At 32.5% G+C, this 17,687-nt stretch carries 17 protein-coding genes; 8 read left to right on the forward strand and 9 right to left on the reverse strand.

Annotation, left to right across the window (positions count from 1 at the left end; translation table 11 throughout):
- Genes LWW95_00795 through rpsT form a run of 3 tightly spaced genes read left to right on the forward strand, consistent with a single transcriptional unit; the run spans position 1 to position 1,751 of the window.
- Positions 1 to 447 (forward strand): AsnC family transcriptional regulator, encoded by a 447-nt coding sequence (locus tag LWW95_00795; GenBank protein ID MDL1955578.1) that lies wholly within the window; start codon positions 1 to 3, stop codon positions 445 to 447.
- On the forward strand, positions 447 to 1,415 hold the full coding sequence (locus tag LWW95_00800) for an acetylserotonin O-methyltransferase (protein ID MDL1955579.1): 969 nt from the start codon (positions 447 to 449) through the stop codon (positions 1,413 to 1,415). Before LWW95_00795 ends, LWW95_00800 begins: the two co-directional genes overlap by 1 nt.
- Before the next feature lie 51 nt (positions 1,416 to 1,466).
- The gene (gene rpsT, locus LWW95_00805; protein MDL1955580.1) at positions 1,467 to 1,751 is read left to right on the forward strand and encodes a 30S ribosomal protein S20; all 285 of its coding nucleotides are present in this window, start codon (positions 1,467 to 1,469) and stop codon (positions 1,749 to 1,751) included.
- Here the strand turns inward: rpsT and lptE are convergent.
- From lptE to LWW95_00835, 6 genes are all read right to left on the reverse strand, one after another.
- Positions 1,748 to 2,272 (reverse strand): LPS assembly lipoprotein LptE, encoded by a 525-nt coding sequence (gene lptE / locus LWW95_00810; protein MDL1955581.1) that lies wholly within the window; start codon positions 2,270 to 2,272, stop codon positions 1,748 to 1,750. The genes rpsT and lptE overlap by 4 nt on opposite strands.
- Positions 2,269 to 4,851: a leucine--tRNA ligase gene (leuS, locus tag LWW95_00815; protein MDL1955582.1), complete on the reverse strand. Its 2,583-nt coding sequence runs from the start codon at positions 4,849 to 4,851 to the stop codon at positions 2,269 to 2,271. The genes lptE and leuS overlap by 4 nt, the downstream gene beginning before the upstream one ends.
- Before the next feature lie 11 nt (positions 4,852 to 4,862).
- Positions 4,863 to 5,303: a transcription antitermination factor NusB gene (gene nusB / locus LWW95_00820; protein MDL1955583.1), complete on the reverse strand. Its 441-nt coding sequence runs from the start codon at positions 5,301 to 5,303 to the stop codon at positions 4,863 to 4,865.
- Position 5,304: 1 nt separating this feature from the next.
- Positions 5,305 to 5,769, reverse strand: coding sequence for a 6,7-dimethyl-8-ribityllumazine synthase (ribE, locus tag LWW95_00825; GenBank protein ID MDL1955584.1), 465 nt, complete (start codon positions 5,767 to 5,769; stop codon positions 5,305 to 5,307).
- A gap of 3 nt (positions 5,770 to 5,772) precedes the next feature.
- Positions 5,773 to 7,014, reverse strand: a complete 1,242-nt coding sequence (locus LWW95_00830; GenBank protein MDL1955585.1) for a bifunctional 3,4-dihydroxy-2-butanone-4-phosphate synthase/GTP cyclohydrolase II — start codon at positions 7,012 to 7,014, stop codon at positions 5,773 to 5,775.
- A 229-nt stretch (positions 7,015 to 7,243) separates the two neighbouring features.
- Positions 7,244 to 7,684, reverse strand: coding sequence for a hypothetical protein (locus tag LWW95_00835; protein MDL1955586.1), 441 nt, complete (start codon positions 7,682 to 7,684; stop codon positions 7,244 to 7,246).
- Between the two features lie 242 nt (positions 7,685 to 7,926).
- Between LWW95_00835 and kdsB the strand changes: the two genes are divergently transcribed.
- Positions 7,927 to 8,784 carry a 3-deoxy-manno-octulosonate cytidylyltransferase gene (kdsB, locus tag LWW95_00840; GenBank protein ID MDL1955587.1) on the forward strand — a complete coding sequence of 286 codons (858 nt, stop codon included), beginning with the start codon at positions 7,927 to 7,929 and terminating at the stop codon, positions 8,782 to 8,784.
- Here the strand turns inward: kdsB and LWW95_00845 are convergent.
- The 3 genes from LWW95_00845 to LWW95_00855 all read right to left on the reverse strand — a co-directional run bounded on the left by LWW95_00845 (position 8,774) and on the right by LWW95_00855 (position 11,607).
- Complete coding sequence (locus tag LWW95_00845; protein MDL1955588.1) at positions 8,774 to 9,313, reverse strand: methyl-accepting chemotaxis protein; 540 nt, start codon at positions 9,311 to 9,313, stop codon at positions 8,774 to 8,776. The two genes, kdsB and LWW95_00845, sit on opposite strands and share 11 nt — an antisense overlap.
- 9 nt (positions 9,314 to 9,322) lie before the next feature.
- Positions 9,323 to 10,369 (reverse strand): hypothetical protein, encoded by a 1,047-nt coding sequence (locus LWW95_00850; GenBank protein ID MDL1955589.1) that lies wholly within the window; start codon positions 10,367 to 10,369, stop codon positions 9,323 to 9,325.
- A 62-nt stretch (positions 10,370 to 10,431) separates the two neighbouring features.
- The gene (locus LWW95_00855; GenBank protein MDL1955590.1) at positions 10,432 to 11,607 is read right to left on the reverse strand and encodes a pyridoxal phosphate-dependent aminotransferase; all 1,176 of its coding nucleotides are present in this window, start codon (positions 11,605 to 11,607) and stop codon (positions 10,432 to 10,434) included.
- A gap of 90 nt (positions 11,608 to 11,697) precedes the next feature.
- Between LWW95_00855 and LWW95_00860 the strand changes: the two genes are divergently transcribed.
- The 4 genes from LWW95_00860 (at position 11,698) to LWW95_00875 (ending at position 17,682) form a co-directional block, all read left to right on the forward strand.
- Entirely contained in the window at positions 11,698 to 13,674 is a 1,977-nt protein-coding gene (locus LWW95_00860; protein MDL1955591.1) for an RNB domain-containing ribonuclease, read from the forward strand.
- Positions 13,671 to 14,045 (forward strand): molybdenum cofactor biosynthesis protein MoaE, encoded by a 375-nt coding sequence (locus LWW95_00865; protein ID MDL1955592.1) that lies wholly within the window; start codon positions 13,671 to 13,673, stop codon positions 14,043 to 14,045. The genes LWW95_00860 and LWW95_00865 overlap by 4 nt, the downstream gene beginning before the upstream one ends.
- Entirely contained in the window at positions 14,035 to 16,119 is a 2,085-nt protein-coding gene (gene fusA, locus LWW95_00870) for an elongation factor G (protein ID MDL1955593.1), read from the forward strand. The genes LWW95_00865 and fusA overlap by 11 nt, the downstream gene beginning before the upstream one ends.
- A 66-nt stretch (positions 16,120 to 16,185) precedes the next feature.
- The gene (locus tag LWW95_00875) at positions 16,186 to 17,682 is read left to right on the forward strand and encodes a sodium-dependent transporter (GenBank protein MDL1955594.1); all 1,497 of its coding nucleotides are present in this window, start codon (positions 16,186 to 16,188) and stop codon (positions 17,680 to 17,682) included.
- Positions 17,683 to 17,687: the final 5 nt, after the last annotated feature.

Here is a 17,687-nt window from a genome sequence, read left to right on the forward strand (position 1 = left end):
ATGGATACAATTGACCGTAAAATTATGAATGAACTTCAATTTCATTTTCCAATCACTTCTCGTCCTTATGCAGAGATAGGGGAAAGGCTTGGTATTAGTGAAAAGGAAGTAATTGAGAGGATAAAAAGATTGAAAAGGGACGGTTATATTCGCCGTATTGGAGCAAATTTTAATTCAGATAAACTTGGTTTTGTTAGCACTCTTTGCGCAGCTAAAGTCCCAAAGGAAAAGATTGCTGAGTTTGTTAAGATAGTAAATCGATATAAAGGTGTTACACATAATTATCAAAGAAGGGATGAATTTAATATCTGGTTCACATTCATTGCTCCAACAATGGAAGAAGTGGAAAAGGCATTAGAGGAAATACGTAAGGAGACAGGGATAGAAGAAATATATAATTTTCCCGCCACAAAGACTTATAAGATAGAAGTAAAATTTAAAGTTTAATGAATCTGTCTGTTGCTAAGATTAGAGAAATAGCTGGTTGTTTTTGGCAGTCTCGTATTCTTTTAACTGCTGTAGAATTAAAGCTTTTTGATGTTTTTGGCGATTTTCTTTCATCAGAAGAAGTGGCAAAAAGACTAAAAATTAATGAAAGAGCTATTGAAATTTTGCTTCATGCACTGGCAGCTATAGGTGTACTTGAGAAAAAAGGAGAAAAATTTGGTTTAACTGAAGCAGCAGCTATTTTCTTACGCACAGATAGTGAAGAATATCCTGGTGGTGGTCTTAGACATATGGCTCATTTGTGGAAAGACTGGTCTAAATTAACTTCTATTATAAAGAGTGGTTGTCCAATAAAAAGAAGAAAAAGGATAAATAGGGATTTTATTTTGGGTATGGAGCATTTAGCAAAAGAAGTAGCAGAAAAGGTAGCTAATTTAATAGATTTAAGTGAAGCTAGGCTTATGTTGGATTTAGGTGCTGGTTCAGGTGCTTATAGTGTAGCTTTTTTAAAAAGGTATCCGAAATTAAAGGCTGTGCTTTTTGATCTTCCTGGACCAATAAATGTTGCTAAAGAGTTGATTAAAAAAAAGAAAATAGAGAAAAAAAGGATAAAATTTATAAAAGGTGATTTTTTAAAAGATGATTTAGGTAATAATTATGATTTTGTATGGATGTCTTCAATTATTCATATTTTTGGTGAAAAAGAGAATAAATTTCTTTTAAAAAAGGTTTATCAATCTTTAAATAATAAAGGAAAGATTGGAATACGTGATTTTTTATTAGATGAATCAGGTCTTAATCCTCCTTGGGCGGCTATTTTTTCCGTTAATATGCTTATTCATACTCAAAAAGGCAGAAGCTATAAAGAAAAAGAAGTAATTTATTGGGTAAAAGAATTGGGCTTTGATAGTATAAAAACAATTCCTTTAGATGAAAGGTCAAAGATTATTTTGGCAATAAAACCTTGACACACTTTATTTTTATGATATAAGCAAGCAAAATTTAAGTGAGGAAAAAAGGTGGCACATCATAAGTCAGCTATTAAACGGATTAGACAGATTGAAAAAAGGCGAATGCGTAATCGTTTTTATAAAACAAGGGTAAAAAATGTTATTAAAAAAGTACATCAAGCAATTGCATCTAAGTCTTTAGAAGAGGCAGAAAAGGCATTACAAGAAGCTGTATCAGTGATTTCTAAAGCATCTTCAAAAGGTGTATTACATTGGCGAAATGCTTCGCGTAAAATTTCTCGCCTTTCTAAAAAAGTTCATCTCTTAAGACAAAATTTACAAAAAGCTGCTTAAATTCCCATAATTAATCCTTCATAAATTCTCTCAGCTAATCGGTCGAGAATGCGCTGTAAGGCAATTTCTCGATTACTTTTTGTTTCTGAAGGATTATTAGTTACTTGATATTCTTCTTGATCAGAGATAGTTTTTTGCCAAAGTATTTTGCCTTCTCTATCTTTTAAAATTGCCTTTACAGTTAAACTTATACGTCCAGTAGCTGTGTATTCTCCTTTTGTATAAGCAATGCCTGTAGCCCTATAACCAGTAAGTTCACCTAAAAGAAATGCTTCTGCTTCTGTTTTTTTAACGATTTGAAGTCCTTTTCCTGTATTAAATTCATATACAAGGGCATTTAAAAAATTGTTTTCTAATCCACGCTTTGGTGTATGATTTTGAAAAAGTTGTATGTAAATTTTTTCTACTCCTAAAGAAACTTCAGAAATTGCTTTTGCTCTTCGAGCTTCAATTAAGCTAAAATGATAACCACAAGCGATGAAGTGAAATGGAATTAAAAAGATAAAAATATATTTTATCATACTACAATATTCACAATCTTTTTAGGTACCCAAATAATTTGCTTTATTTCTTTTCCTGACAAAAGTTGTTTTATCCTTTCATGGTTTAATGCTTGTTCTTTAACTTCCGTCTCAGATATATTAGCAGGAACTTCTATTCTTGCTCTTACTTTACCATTAATCTCAATAACTATTAATATAGTTTCTTCTTTAATAGCCTCTTCATCCCACTTAGGCCAAGGTTCTTCTATTAACCAATTTTTATGTCCTAACTCTCGCCATAATTCTTCAGTAATATGTGGGACAAAAGGTGAGAGAAGAATAATAAATTTTTCTATAGCTTCTTTTAATACTGCACAACTTATTTTATCTCTTAGCCCTTTTTGCCAAAATTCTGATATTTCATTTAAAAGTTCCATTAATGCACTAATAGCAGTATTGAAGTGAAATCTTTCTATGTCTTCAGTAACCTTTTTAATAGTTTGATGTGTTTTACGGCGTAATTTTTGTTGTTCTTTATTTAATTTATTGTGATCATAATTGCTTTTCTCTTTTATAAAAGGTAAAGCATCATTTACTAAACGCCATAATCGATTTAAAAAGCGATGAGCTCCTTCAACACCCTGAGCACTCCATTCTAAATCCCTTTCTGGCGGAGCAGCAAAAAGGATAAATAATCTAACTGTATCTGCTCCATATTGATCAACTATATATTCAGGATCTACAATATTTTTTTTGGATTTTGACATCTTTTCTAAACGACCAATCTCTACTTCTTTGCCACAGTATTTACAAATCTTTTTCCCATTTTTTTCCTCTACTTCTTCATCTGGTATAAGATAACCATGTTTTTTGCATCGATAAGTTTCCTTGCATACCATTCCTTGAGTAAGAAGATTAATAAATGGTTCATCTATTTCAAGCCATCCTAAGTCCCTAAGTACCTTTGCAAAAAATCTTGCATAAAGTAAATGCAAAACAGCATGTTCAATGCCTCCAATATATTGGTCTACAGGTAACCAATATTTTACCTTTTCTTTATTAAGAGGTGCATTATTTTCATCAGGACAGGCATAACGAGCAAAATACCAAGAAGATTCTACAAATGTGTCCATTGTGTCTGTTTCTCTTCTTGCTTTTGTGCCACAATAGGGACAAATGGTTTCATAAAAAGATGCATGTTCAGAAAGGGGATTACCCTTTCCTTTTACAGTTACATCTAAGGGCAAAATAACAGGTAATTTTTCTTTTGGTACAGGGACAATACCACATTTTGGGCAATAAATAATAGGTATAGGTGCTCCCCAATAACGCTGGCGTGAAATGCCCCAATCCCTCAAACGATAAGTTATGGTTTTTTTACCAAGTTTTCTTTCATCCAAATATTGAGTAATAATTTCTTTTGCCTTTTTGCTATTAAGTCCATTAAATGGGCCAGAATTTATAAGAATACCCTCTTCAGTATAAGCTTCTTTCATTGTTTCTGGATCTAAATTTTCATTTGGTGGTTTGATAACTAAAATAATAGGTAAGCCATATTTTTTTGCAAATTCAAAATCACGCTGATCATGAGCAGGTACACCCATAACAGCCCCTGTACCATATTCCATTAAAACAAAATTAGCTACATAAATAGGAATCTTTCTATCTAATAAAGGATGCTTACAGTATGCGCCAGTAAATACTCCTTCTTTTTCTGCTGTTTCTGCCATCCTTTCAACATGGCTCATTTTCTTTATTTTCTCTATAAATTCCATTACTATTTTTTCCTGTGAAGTATTTTTCACTAGTTTTAAAACTAAAGGATGTTCAGGTGCTAAAGACATAAATGTAACGCCATAAAGAGTGTCAGGACGGGTAGTGAAAACAGTGATATAATCATCTATTCCTTCTAATGGAAATTTTATTTCTGTTCCCTCACTTTTTCCAATCCAATTACGTTGCATTACAAGCACTTTTTCTGGCCAACCTTTTAACTTATCGCAATATGAAAGTAATTCTTCAGCATAAGCTGTAATTTTAAAAAACCATTGTTCTAATTCTCTTGTTTCTACTTCAGCCCCACAACGCCAACATCTCCCTTCTTCTACTTGCTCATTTGCCAAAACAGTTTGACAACTAGGGCACCAATTTACTGGAGCCTTCTTTCTATAAACAAGACCTCTTTTAAACATCTCTAAGAAAAATAATTGTTCCCATCGGTAATATTCAGGGTCACAAGTAGCAAATTCTCTATTCCAATCATAGCTAAATCCTAAACGTTTTAATTGACGTCGCATATAATTAATATTGTCATATGTCCATTTGGCTGGATGAATGTTATGTTCAATAGCGGCATTTTCAGCAGGTAAACCAAAGGCATCCCAACCCATAGGGTGAAGGACATTAAATCCTTGCATTTTTTTATATCTAGCCAAAACATCACCAATGCAATAATTGCGCACATGACCCATATGTATACGACCAGAAGGGTAAGGAAACATTTCTAAAATATAATATTTTGGCTTTTTATTATCTTCAGTTACTCTATAGATTTGTGCTTTTTCCCACTCATTTTGCCATTTTTTCTCTATTTCATGTGGTGAATAGGTTTCTTTCATTTCTTTCCCCTTTAAGAATTTTGTTTTTCAAATTCTTTATGAAAAACAGCGTCTAAAATTCCATTGACAAAGGTACTGGAAGTTTCACTGCCATACATCTTAGCTAATTCAATGGCTTCATTAATACTGACTTTTGGAGGCACATCTGGAATATGAAACATTTCATAAATAGCTAATCTTAAAATGTTTCTTTCTATTAAAGAAATACGTTCTAATCGCCAATGTAAGGCATATTTTTCTATCAATAAATCTATATAAGTTTGATACTCTGTAACTCCTTGCACCAATTGCCAGGCATAATCTAAAGCTTCTGTTGGTGGTTGATAATGTTTGCAAAAATCTTTCCATACTATTTCTAATGGTTCTCTACTAACATCCTTTTGATAAAGTACTTGAAGGGCAATCTCACGCGCTTTCTGTCTTGTTGCTATTATCGATGGTAGTATTTCCATTCTAAAATTTTTTTAAAACATTTATCATTTCAATAGCAGCTATAGCAGCTTGCCAACCTTTATTTCCTGCCTTTGAACCAGCTCTTTCAATAGCCTGTTCAATTGTATCTGCAGTAATAATACCAAATCCAATAGGTATTCCTGTCTCAAGTTGTACCTGCGCAATCCCTTTCGCTACTTCTGTAGCTACATAATCAAAGTGTGGAGTAGCACCTCTAATAACTACTCCTAACGCAACAATAGCATCATATTTTTTTGAATTAGCCATGACCTTTGTCATTAATGGGATCTCAAATGCCCCAGGTACTCGTACAATTTCTATGTCTTCTTCTTTTGCCCCATGGCGAATTAAGGCATCTAGAGCACCTTCTAAAAGTCGCTGTGTCATAAATTCATTAAATCGACTAACTACAATACCAAATCTTAAGCCACTTGCTAATAAATCTCCTTCCCATATCTTAGGCATGGACTACTCCTTATTTTTTCTTTCTTCAGACTCATCTAAAATTGTAAGTAAATGTCCCATTTTCCTTTTTTTTGTTAAAAGATAGAAAAAATTTTCTTTACATGGTGGAATCTCTATAGGTATTCGTTCTACAATTTCTAATCCATAACCTTGTAAGCCTACAATTTTTTTAGGGTTATTAGTCATAAGTCGCATTTTCTTTACACCTAAATCCCTTAAAATTTGAGCTCCAATACCATAATTTCTCAAATCTGGTTTAAATCCAAGGGCAATATTTGCCTCTACTGTGTCATAACCCTTATCTTGGAGAGCATATGCCTTAAGTTTATTTACAAAACCAATTCCTCTACCTTCTTGTCGCATATAAACCAAAACGCCTTTTCCTTCTTTTTCAATCATTTTAAGAGCTGTATGCAATTGAGGGCCGCAATCACAACGTAAAGAACCAAAAACATCACCAGTTAAACATTGAGAATGTACTCGTACAAGAACTGGTTTATCTTGATATATTTCACCTTTTACTAAAGCCAAATGATGATTAGGATCTACATCACTTTCATAAACAATTGCCTTAAACTCTCCAGCAATAGATGTTGGCAAGAATGTTTCAACTACTCTACGCACAAGACATTCATTTTTTAATCGATATGAAATCAAATCAGCAATAGTTACAATTTTAAGTCCATGCTTTTGAGCAAATTTTTCTAAATCTGGCAAACGGGCCATAGTTCCATCATCATTCATTATTTCACAGATTACAGCTGCTGGCTTTAATCCTGCTAGACGTGCTAAGTCTACAGATCCTTCAGTATGTCCAGCACGCACTAAAACACCACCAGGACGAGCACGTAAAGGAAATACATGTCCAGGTATGACTAAATCTTCTGGCTTAGCATCATCAGCAATAGCTGTTAAAATTGTTACTGCACGATCATGAGCAGAAATACCAGTAGTTACTCCTTTTCTTGCTTCAATAGAAACAGTAAAAGCAGTCCCATGAGGTGGACTAGGATGTGTATCACTAGACATTAAAGGTAATTTTAATTGTTCAACCTTTTCTGCTGTAAGAGCAAGGCAGATTAAACCACGTCCATATTTTGCCATAAAATTGATGATTTCTGGTGTTACTTTTTCAGCCGCAACACATAAATCACCTTCATTTTCTCTATCTTCATCATCAACAAGAATAATCATTTTACCTTGACGAATATCTTCAATAGCTTCTTCAATTGTAGCAATAGGCATCATTTACCTCCTTTTAAGAATAATACATAATAATTTGCTTCATTTAGAAATGCAAGAGTATCCCAAAATCCGCAATTGATTTTTGTTAAAGAAGATATTTCTTTTCTGCTAAAATAGCCGTTGCTCTAAATCAAGCGTTTTAGATGAAAGCAATTTTTCAAAATTCGATAAACTTTTTTATGATTTATGGATTGCTCCCCGTTTTTTGGACATCCCATATTTTTATTCATTAAGCTATTTTTCTTTTGATTTCTTGCATCTCATACTCTAACCGAGTAACACGTTCTTCAAGCCTTACATGCTCATCCCTTCTTACTATAACCTCATAGAGTCTATCTAGTCTTTTATTGGTTTCATCAATCCTTTTATTTGTCTCATCAATCCTTTTATTCAACTCTTCTCTTATTGAATCAATCCTTGCATTTAATTCCTCTCTTACCGAATCAATCCTTTTATTTGTCTCATCAATTCTTTTATTTATCTCATCAATCCGTCTACTCTGATCTGCTAAGTGAATATTTACATCATCAAGCCTTTTATTTACATCATCAAGCCGCTTATTAATAAAGGCAAGATAATTTTTTATCTCCTTATTTTCCTCCTTAATCTTCCCCAATTCAGGCAAAATCAATTCCTTAAATGTATTAGTGATAATCTCTTTTAACTCCATTTTTTTCTCCAAATTTCTCTTTCTAAAATATACTTAAAAGAAAGAAAAAAATCAACTGAAGTAGTCTAACTGAAACTGGATTGCTCCCCGTTTTTTGGACATGTAAAATGTTAGGGGTTATTATAACGACCCCCTAACAGTGTCCAAAATTTGGGGCATCCTATCAAAATCGCCTCTTGTATAACAAACAAGGATTTAGGTATTACTTGACTATAAAAAAAGAGTAAGATAGTTTTTAAAAGATGGCTATAATTTGTCCTAAATGTGGGAGACAATATGATGTAGTATTATTTGATTTTCAATCATATATACTGTGTGATTGTGGGTATAAAATTACAAAGAAAGATTTACATCGGCGTTTTTTATTAACATCTGCAGTTTATGTTATTATTCCAGCTCGCTATCAAAGTACACGTTTTCCAGGAAAAGTTTTAGTTAAATGGCAGAAAAAACCATTAATTCAACATGTTTATGAATGTGCTAATAAATCCCCTTTACCTAAAGCAGTTTTTATTGCTACAGATGATAAGCGTATTGCTAATTGTGTGAAAACATTTAAAGGCAATGTGATTATGACTTCATCTAAACATCCATCTGGTACTGATCGTCTAGCTGAAGCAGCCCAATTGTTAAAACTTTCTCCAACAGATATTATAGTTAATGTTCAAGGAGATATGCCTTATTTTCCTCCTCAAATAATTGAGGAAGTAGCCAATCCTCTATTAAATAATCCCTTTTTAACTATGGCTACTCTTGTCTGTAAGATTACTAATACTAAGGAAATTTATGACCCAAATTGTGTTAAAGTAGTATTTTCTCAGAATGGTAGGGCTATTTATTTTTCTCGCTCTCCTATTCCTTATTATCGAGATGAGACAAAAACAATTTATTATAAGCATATAGGAATTTATGCTTATCGTAAAGCTTTTTTAGATAAATATATCAAACTCTCACAAACACCTTTAGAAAAAGCAGAATGTCTTGAGCAACTTCGTGTATTAGAACATGGTTATACTATTTATATAAATATTACTGAACATGAAGTTATAGATATAAACACTCCGGAAGATTTAAAAAAATTAGAAAAAATTAATTTTTAACTTTAAATATTGCTATTGTTTCTTTTAATTCTGTGGAAGCAGAACGAGCAGCATCAATGTCACCTTTTTCTAAAGCAATATTAAGTTTTTCACAATTAAGTTTTAACAATTTTACTTTTTCATTCAAATTTTTAATCATTTCATTTATAACAGAAACCAAATCTTGAAGTTCATCATTTTTCCTTATACGTAAATTTAAAGTTAAATCTCCTTCTCCTACTTTTTTAAGTTCTTTTTCTATTCGATAAAGAGGGCCAGCAATTGGTTGAGGGAAAAAGAGGGCAACTAAAAAACCTACAAGAGAGCCAACTAAGATACCACCAATAATAACAGGTAATAACAATTCTTGAAAACTTTTTATCCGAATATGAGCCTGATAATAAGTTTCTCCTAACTCTTGACGGCTAATAATATAAAAAATCAAAAGAGATGAGATAACACTAATTAGTACAATAATGAAAACTTTAAATAATAACCTTAATTGGAATTCTCTTTTAATAGAAAAATTAAGGCGTTTCCTTCTTTGCATAATCCCTCCTCAATAATTCTTATGACAACTTACACATAATTCACTACGATGAGATTTACGTAAGAGATATTCAAGTTTGGCACCATGTGGGTTATGACAAGTAGCACAAGTAATACAACCATTAGCTAAAGGAAGGTGAGAAGACTTTTTCATTTCTGCTGGTAATGGAAGATCCACAGGATGAGTAAGACCTAATTTTTCTGAAGAGTGACAACGATAACAGGCATTTAGTCCTGCTTCCTTTTTGCTTGCCAAGACAATATGGGCAACTTTTTCTGTTTTGTCTTTTGGTCTTAATTCTACTTCACCAGTTGTTAAAACATTGGTTTCCCAACTAATGAGTATTTTTCTTTGAGGAGTTCGATAATATTTTATTCTTTTTATCTCTAAAGGAACTGATGGATTTTCCATTTCCTGCGTTTTCTTAGAGAGTATCATAGGAATAACTTTAAATTTCATTTCTGGGCTACTTGTTATATTACCACAAGCATCTGCTGAGTGTACTTGAAATGAATAAGAAGCACCACCTTCCAATCCAGCAATAATTACTTCATGTTTATAAACTAAATCTTCATTTTCAAGTTTATTTTCATGCAATTTCTTTTCCCCCCAAGTAACAATAGAAGTAGCAGGTTCATTTGTTTCCCAATATATTGTAGCTGTCCAAAATATACCTCGTTCAATTCTTACAACTTGTACAGATTTTATTATAGGAGGTTGTCTGTCTTTTTTTAAAGGTAGATTTTTAATATCTATCTCAATTTTTTTCTGAGCAAATTGTCCTCTTTTATCCTTTACTTTAATCCAGCCTTCATAAGAACTTTTAGAAGATAATTCAAGTAAGACAAAGTGTTTTTTACTTAAGGGTGTATATTTGCTTATGACTTTTGTCTCTCTCTGAATTTCTGAACCATGACAAATACAGCACTTTCCTTCTAAAATAGGAGGGTGTGGATATGGCTCTGATTTTATTTGGTCTTTATGACAATTAAGACAATTTTCAGAAAAACAAACAGTAGCAGAGAAGATACTTAAAATAATAATTATTAAAATCATCTGTCTCATACAACTTTTATTTTAGTATATTATCGGAAATTTTTTATCTCTGTTCGGCTGAATTAAAGAAGTTTTTCAATAGATTTTTTAATCCTTTCTATAGCCTTTTCAAGGAGTTCTAAAGATGTAGCAAAAGAAATCCTAATGTATCCTTCTTTACCAAAAGCTATACCTGGCACAACTCCTACATGTGCTTTTTCAAGAAGATATTCAGCAAGTTTTACAGAATCAGATATATCTTTATTAAGATAAGCACTTATATTGGGAAATGCATAAAAAGCACCTTTTGGCTCAAAACAACTTATTTTTGACATTTCTTTTAAAAGAGAGAGAAGTCTTTTTTTTCTTTCCTTAAAGGCATTTAACCAATCTTTAAGAAAATCCTGTGGGCCATTAAGTGCTGCTAAAGCTGCTTTTTGAGCAATAGAAGTTGGATTTGATGTGCTTTGACCTTGTAAACGAGTAGCAGCACGGATAATTTCCTTATTACCTACAAGAAATCCTATGCGCCAACCAGTCATAGAATAAGTTTTTGAGACAGCATTTATAATAAATGTTTTTTCTTTTAATTCATCAATATTAGCTATAGAAAACCATTTAAGATTGTCCTCTAATAGAATTTTATGATATACATCATCAGAAACAATCCATATATCTTTACCTATCAATACTTCAGCTAATGCCTCTAATTCTTTTTTTGTATAAACACTTCCAGTTGGATTTGAAGGACTATTAATTATAATAGCCTTTGTCCAAGGAGTAAGATAAGATTTTAAGATTTCAGGTGTTAATTTAAATCCTTTTTTTTCTTCTGTTTCTACAATTACTGGTTTCCCACCAGCAAGAAGTATCATAGGTGGATATGAAACCCAATAAGGAGCTGGTACGATTACTTCATCACCTGGATTTAAAATAACTTGAAAAAGATTATAAAGGGCATGTTTACCACCACAGGAAATAAGTACTTCTTCTGGAGAATAATTCAGTCCATATTCTTTTGCTATATAATTTACAACAGCTTCTTTTAACTCTGGTATACCACCAACAGCAGTATATTTAGTAAAACCATCTTTAATTGCTTTTATAGCAGCTTCTTTGATATGCTCAGGTGTATCAAAATCAGGTTCTCCAGCAGCAAGAGAGATGACATCTATACCAGCTGCTTGCATAGCCTTTGCTTTTGCATTTATTGTAAGAGTGGGAGAGGGTGGAATGTTTTTAATTCGATTTGAAACCATTTTTATACCTCCTCACTTGACACATGTTTTCAGAAAAGGCATCATAACGAAAAGCATACTTTTTAGCAAGGGTTTAATTAAAATTAAATTATGGAAGGTAAAATTGTTGAATATATAGATGCTAGGAAGGTGATAGCTGCTATTTGTTTAGAAGAAAAAAAAGAAAAAGTACGTCTTTTAACAGCCCAAAATCGTGAAACAGTACTTAATAAAAACCGTATTTGTCATATTTCAAAAGAAAAAATATCATTAAAACAATCTCGAGAAATATTGCTTTCTATCTTAAAAGAAGAAATTGAAAAACGTAATGCTTTAAAAAATACTATTGATGTTTTAGGTCTTTGGGAATTATTAGCTCCTGAGGGAGGTGTATATTCTATTAAAACATTAGCTGAATTTTACTTTCCAAATACCCCATCTTCTACTCAAGAGGCTGCTCTTTTTAGAGCTCTTTTTGAAGAAAAATTAAGATTTAAATTTAAAGGAGATGGTTTTGAGGTTCAATCTCCAGAAAAAGTAAAAGAAATTTTAAAACAAAAGGCAAGGGAAGAAGAAAGGAAAAAGAAGATAGAGGAGGCAGCAAACTGGTTTAAAGCCATTTGGACAGGTCAAATGATTAAACCTCCTGCTAATTCTAAAGAATATATTCAACTTTTAAAAGAGTGGTGTTTCTGGAAAGAAGATGCAAAAGATGCAAAGATTATTAAAGAAATTTTAGAAAAAGCTGGACTTAATACTGAAGATCATCCTTTTTTACTTTTAGTAAAATTGGGTGTATTTTCTAAACATGAAAATATTCTTCTTCATCGTCTTCGCATTCCTATTGTATTTTCTGAAAAGGTAAAAACTGCTATACAAATTCTTATTCAACAAAAACCATCTTATTTTCATAATCGAGAGGATTTACGTGATCTTTATACCTTTACTATTGATGGCCCTGAAACAAAGGACTTTGATGATGCACTTACTCTTTATCGTGATGGTGAAAAGTTTATAATAGGTGTACACATTACTGATTTAACTCCATTTATTAAACCAGGAGACATATTAGATGAAGAAGCAAAAGAAAGAGGAACAAGTATTTATCTTCCTGAAAAAAGAATTCCTATGTTACCTGAGCCAATTTCTGACCATCTTGCTAGCCTTAAAGTAAATGAGACAAGACCTGCATTAAGTTTTTTGATTGCCTTAAATGAGAATGCTAAAATTCTAAATTATAGAATTTTACCAAGTATTATTTGTGTTGATCGTCATTTTACTTATGATGAAGTTAATTGCCTTCTTACACAAGATGAAACCTTTAACATTCTTTATCAATTGGCTTTAAAATTTAGAAAAAAACGCCTTGAACAAGGTGGAATGATTATTGCTTTACCTGAGTTAGTATTTTCCTTTATTTCAGATAATGTAGCAGAGATAAGACAACGTGATCCAGAACAACCTGCACGTATTCTTGTGGCAGAATTTATGATTATGGCTAATTATTTAATGGCAAAATTTTTGGAAGAAAAATCTATTCCAGCTCTTTATCGTTTACAACCTCCTCCTAAAGAACGAATTATGAATGGTATTTCAAGGGACATTTTTACTTTATATCTTCAACGCAAATTACTTAATCGTTCCCAATTAGATACAAAACCTGCATTTCATTACATTTTAGGATTAGAAAAATATACAAGTGTAACATCACCTTTAAGACGTTATCTTGACCTTTTAATACAAAGACAAGTTATGTGTTTTTTACAAAAGGGAGAACCTTTTTATAGTGAAAAAGAACTTTCTTTTTTAATCCCTCATCTTGAAGAAATAAGCCGACGCACACATATGCTTTCTACACAAAGGATAAAGTACTGGATTTTAACTTATTTAAAACAACGGATAAAAGAAGTAACAGAAGGTTATATATTAGAGAAGACATCAAAGGGCTATAAAGTATTATTACCTGATTATCTTTTAGAAGCAGATTTATTACTAAATAAAGGAGAACTTCAACAAGGAGATAAAGTAAAAATAAGGATTGAAACAGTTAATCCAGTTAAAGATTTATTAAGAGTAGTATTGGGATGAGTTTAGATGAATTAATAAATAAAATAAAAAATTGTTCTCGGTTTTCGGAAGTAGGAATGATTGCATGTCATTTAGGTATAGTAAGAGGATATTCTCGGAATGGTGAGCCAGTGAAAAGGATAAAAATTCAAGTAAATCAAAAAATAGTAAAAGAAATTATAAGTGAAATAAAGAATTTACCAGGAATTTTAGAAGTATTAGTAGAGGTTAAAGAGGGGATTTTTACAGTTGGAGAGCCTATTATGGCAGTGGCTGTAGCTGGAGATTTTAGAGAACATGTCTTTCCAGCTTTGGAAAAGTTGATAAATTCTATAAAGACTAAAGCAGTTAAGAAACAGGAAGAAATAAAAGGAGGGAAAGATGGCCAGTGAAGTAAAAAATATCCGTAATATTGGTTTTATTGCTGCTAGTGGGGCAGGTAAAACTTCGCTGGCTGAAGCTATGCTTTTTATGGCTAAGGCTACTGAACGTTTGGGTAGTGTGGATAAAGGGACAAGTGTATTGGATCATGAGCCAGAAGAAATAAAAAGGCATATAACAATAAGTGCTGCTTTTCATCATTATGAATGGGATGGTTGTTGGGTAAATCTTATTGATACTCCAGGTGATGGCAATTTTATTTCTGAAGCCTTAATTGCCTTACAAGGAGCAGATGGTGTTATTTTAGTAGTAGATGCAATAGAGGGAGTAAAATTTCAAACAGAAAGACTTTTTAATTATGTTAAAGATAATGAATTACCTTGTATTATTTTTATATCTAAAATAGATAAAGAACACGCATCATTTGAAAAAACACTTGAGGATATATCTGTTTCTCTTGATATCAAACCAATGCCTGTTTGTTTGCCTATTGGTGAAGGGGAGAATTTTGAAGGAATTATTAATCTTTTGACTATGCAAGCTTGGTTTTATAAAAAAGATGGCTCAGGCAAATTTTCTTGTAAGGAAATTCCTTCAGAATTAGAAGATAAGGCAAATGAATTTAGAGAAAAGATGATTGAATTTTTAGCTGAAACAGATGATGTTTTGTTGGAAAAATATTTAGAGGGAGAAGAGATAAAAGATGAAGAATGGCAAAAGGCTTTACGTGAAGGAACAATAAAACGAATGTTTGCACCAGTAGTATGTGGTTCAGCTATTCTCAATATAGGTACTCAGCTTTTATTAAATCTTGTCAATCAATGCCTTCCTTCTCCTTTAGAAAGGGGAGCAATAAAAGGTTATCATCCAAATACAAAAGAAGAGATTAAAAGAAAGCCTGATCCTTCTGAGCCATTTTCAGCTTTAGTGATAAAAACCATTTATGATCCCTTTGCTGGACGTATTAATGTATTTAGGGTTTTTTCTGGAACATTAAAAACAGAAAGTACTGTTTTAAATGCAACTAAAGGTTATAAAGAGAAAATAGGTCAATTGTTTGTCTTAGCAGGAAAAACACAAAGGCTTCTTCAAGAAGTAAAAGCAGGAGATATTGCTGCTGTAGCCAAATTGAAAGAGACCTTGACTGGTGATACTTTAAGTGATGAAAAATCTCCTATTGTTATCAGAGCAGTTGAGCCAATTAAACCAGTAATCTCTTTTGCTATAGAGCCTAAAGGAAAGGCAGATGAAGAAAAAATATTTTCTTCCCTTGTACGCTTAGCTGAAGAGGATCCAGCCTTACGTTTGGAAAGAGATCCACAGACAAAAGAACTTCTTATATCTGGTACAGGTCAACAACATATTGAGAATACTATTGAAAAACTAAAACGCAAATTTGGAGTAGAAGTGCTATTGAGGAGTCCAAAAATTCCTTACAAAGAAACAATTAAAGGAAAGGCTAGAGCACAAGGGAAATATAAAAAGCAAACAGGTGGTCGTGGACAATATGGTGATGCTTGGATTGAGATTGAGCCATTACCAAGAGGAACTGGTTTTGAATTTATAGATAAAATTGTTGGTGGAGTGATTCCTAAAAATTATATTCCTGCTGTAGAAAAAGGAATAAAAGGGGCTATGGCAGAAGGTATTTTAGCTGGGTTTCCAGTAGTAGATGTGCGAGTTTATTTAGTGGATGGAAGCTATCATCCAGTAGATTCTTCAGATCTTGCTTTTCAAATTGCTGGTTCGCTTGCTTTTAAAAAGGCATTTATGGAAGCAAAGCCTATTTTATTAGAACCTATTATGAAATTAACTATTACTGTTCCTGATGAGTTTATGGGTGATGTAATTGGAGATCTCAATGGAAGACGTGGTAAAGTGCTTGGTATGGAGGCTAAATCAAAATATCAGGTTATTACAGCTCTAGTGCCAATGGCTGAAGTACTTACTTATGCCTCTGATTTGACCTCCATTACAGGAGGTAGAGGTTCTTTCACTATTGAATTTTCCCATTATGAGGAAGTACCGGCAGCTCTAGCAGAAAAGATTATTCAGCAAGCAAAGGCAGAAAAGGAAGAAAGCTAATAATTATTTTCTCAAATATCTGATCTTAAAATGCAATCACGAGCAAGGTGGGCAACAAAAATTGGGATGATTCTTGCTACAGCAGGTGCTGCTGTTGGACTTGGTAATCTTTTGCGTTTCCCAGTACAAGCTAGTCAACATGGTGGTGGCGCTTTTATGATTCCTTATTTTTTCTTCCTATTCATCATGGGCATTCCCATGATGTGGGTGGAATGGACAATTGGACGTATGGGGGGTAAATATGGACATGGAACAGCACCAGGGATTTTTAATCTTCTTTGGTCACACCCTCTTTCACGTTATCTTGGCGTCTTAGGATTAGTCACACCTTTAATCTTATGTATGTACTATCTTTATGTCTGCTCTTGGACTTTGGCTTTTTCTTTCTTTTCATTAGGTAAACTTTATTATGGACTTAATGATTTAGAAAGTATGAAAGATTTTTTACAAAGCTTTCAAGGTGTGAAAAAGGGTTATTTTCAATCTATTTTACCTGCTTATTTATTTTTTTTAGTAGCATTTTTTGCCAATTTTTTTATTATGTATCATGGTTTAGCTAAAGGTATAGAGCGTCTTTGCAAATTGGCTATGCCTACTTTATTTTTAGTTGCTATCTTACTTATTATACGCTCTCTTACTTTAGGTACACCAGACCCCAATCATCCTGAAAGAAGTGCATTAAATGGACTTGGTTTTCTTTGGAATCCAAATTTTTCTGAATTAAAAAATGCTGATACTTGGTTAGCAGCTGCTGGTCAGATATTTTTTACTTTAAGCCTTGGTTTAGGAACTATTCATTGTTATGCTAGTTATTTAAGAGAAAAAGACGATATTGTCCTTTCAGGATTGACAGTAACTTCATTAAATGAAACAGCTGAAGTTATATTAGGTGGTTCTATCGCTATCCCTGCAGCTGTGGCCTTTTTTGGTATTGAGCAGATTGCTCAAGGAGGGGCTTTTGATTTAGGTTTTCTTTCTATGCCTTTAGTGCTTAGTCGTTTACCTTTTGGTGAATTTTGGGGTTTTTTGTGGTTTATTTTGCTTTTTTTTGCTGGTTTAACTTCTTCTGTTTCTATAATTCAACCTTTTGTTTCTTTTCTAATAGATGAACTTAAGCTCCCTTGGAAAAGAGCAGTTATTTTTACTGCTATTGCTGTTTTTATTCCTACACATTTAGTTATCTTTTTTCTAAAATATGGTTTTTTAGATGAACTTGATTTCTGGATTGGGACAGTAGGAATGCCCTTATTTGGTCTTATTGAACTTATACTTTTTGCTTGGATTTATGGTATAGATAAGGGATTTAAAGAAATGCATAGAGGTGCATTACTTACAGTGCCAAAAATTTATTGTTTTATCCTTAAATACATTACTCCTACTTGTCTATTTATTATATTTTGTGTTTGGATTTGGCAAAGTGGTTTGAAGCTTTTTTTATTAAAAGGAATACCAGAAAGAGATATACCTTATAGATTGATGGCAAGAGGGCTTATTCTTATTAGCTTTTTAATTTGTGTATTTTTAGTACATTTTGCATGGAAAGGTAAGAAAAATGAAGCTTAGTGGTT

The organism is Candidatus Desulfofervidus auxilii (assembly GCA_030262725.1).
GTDB lineage: Bacteria > Desulfobacterota > Desulfofervidia > Desulfofervidales > Desulfofervidaceae > JAJSZS01.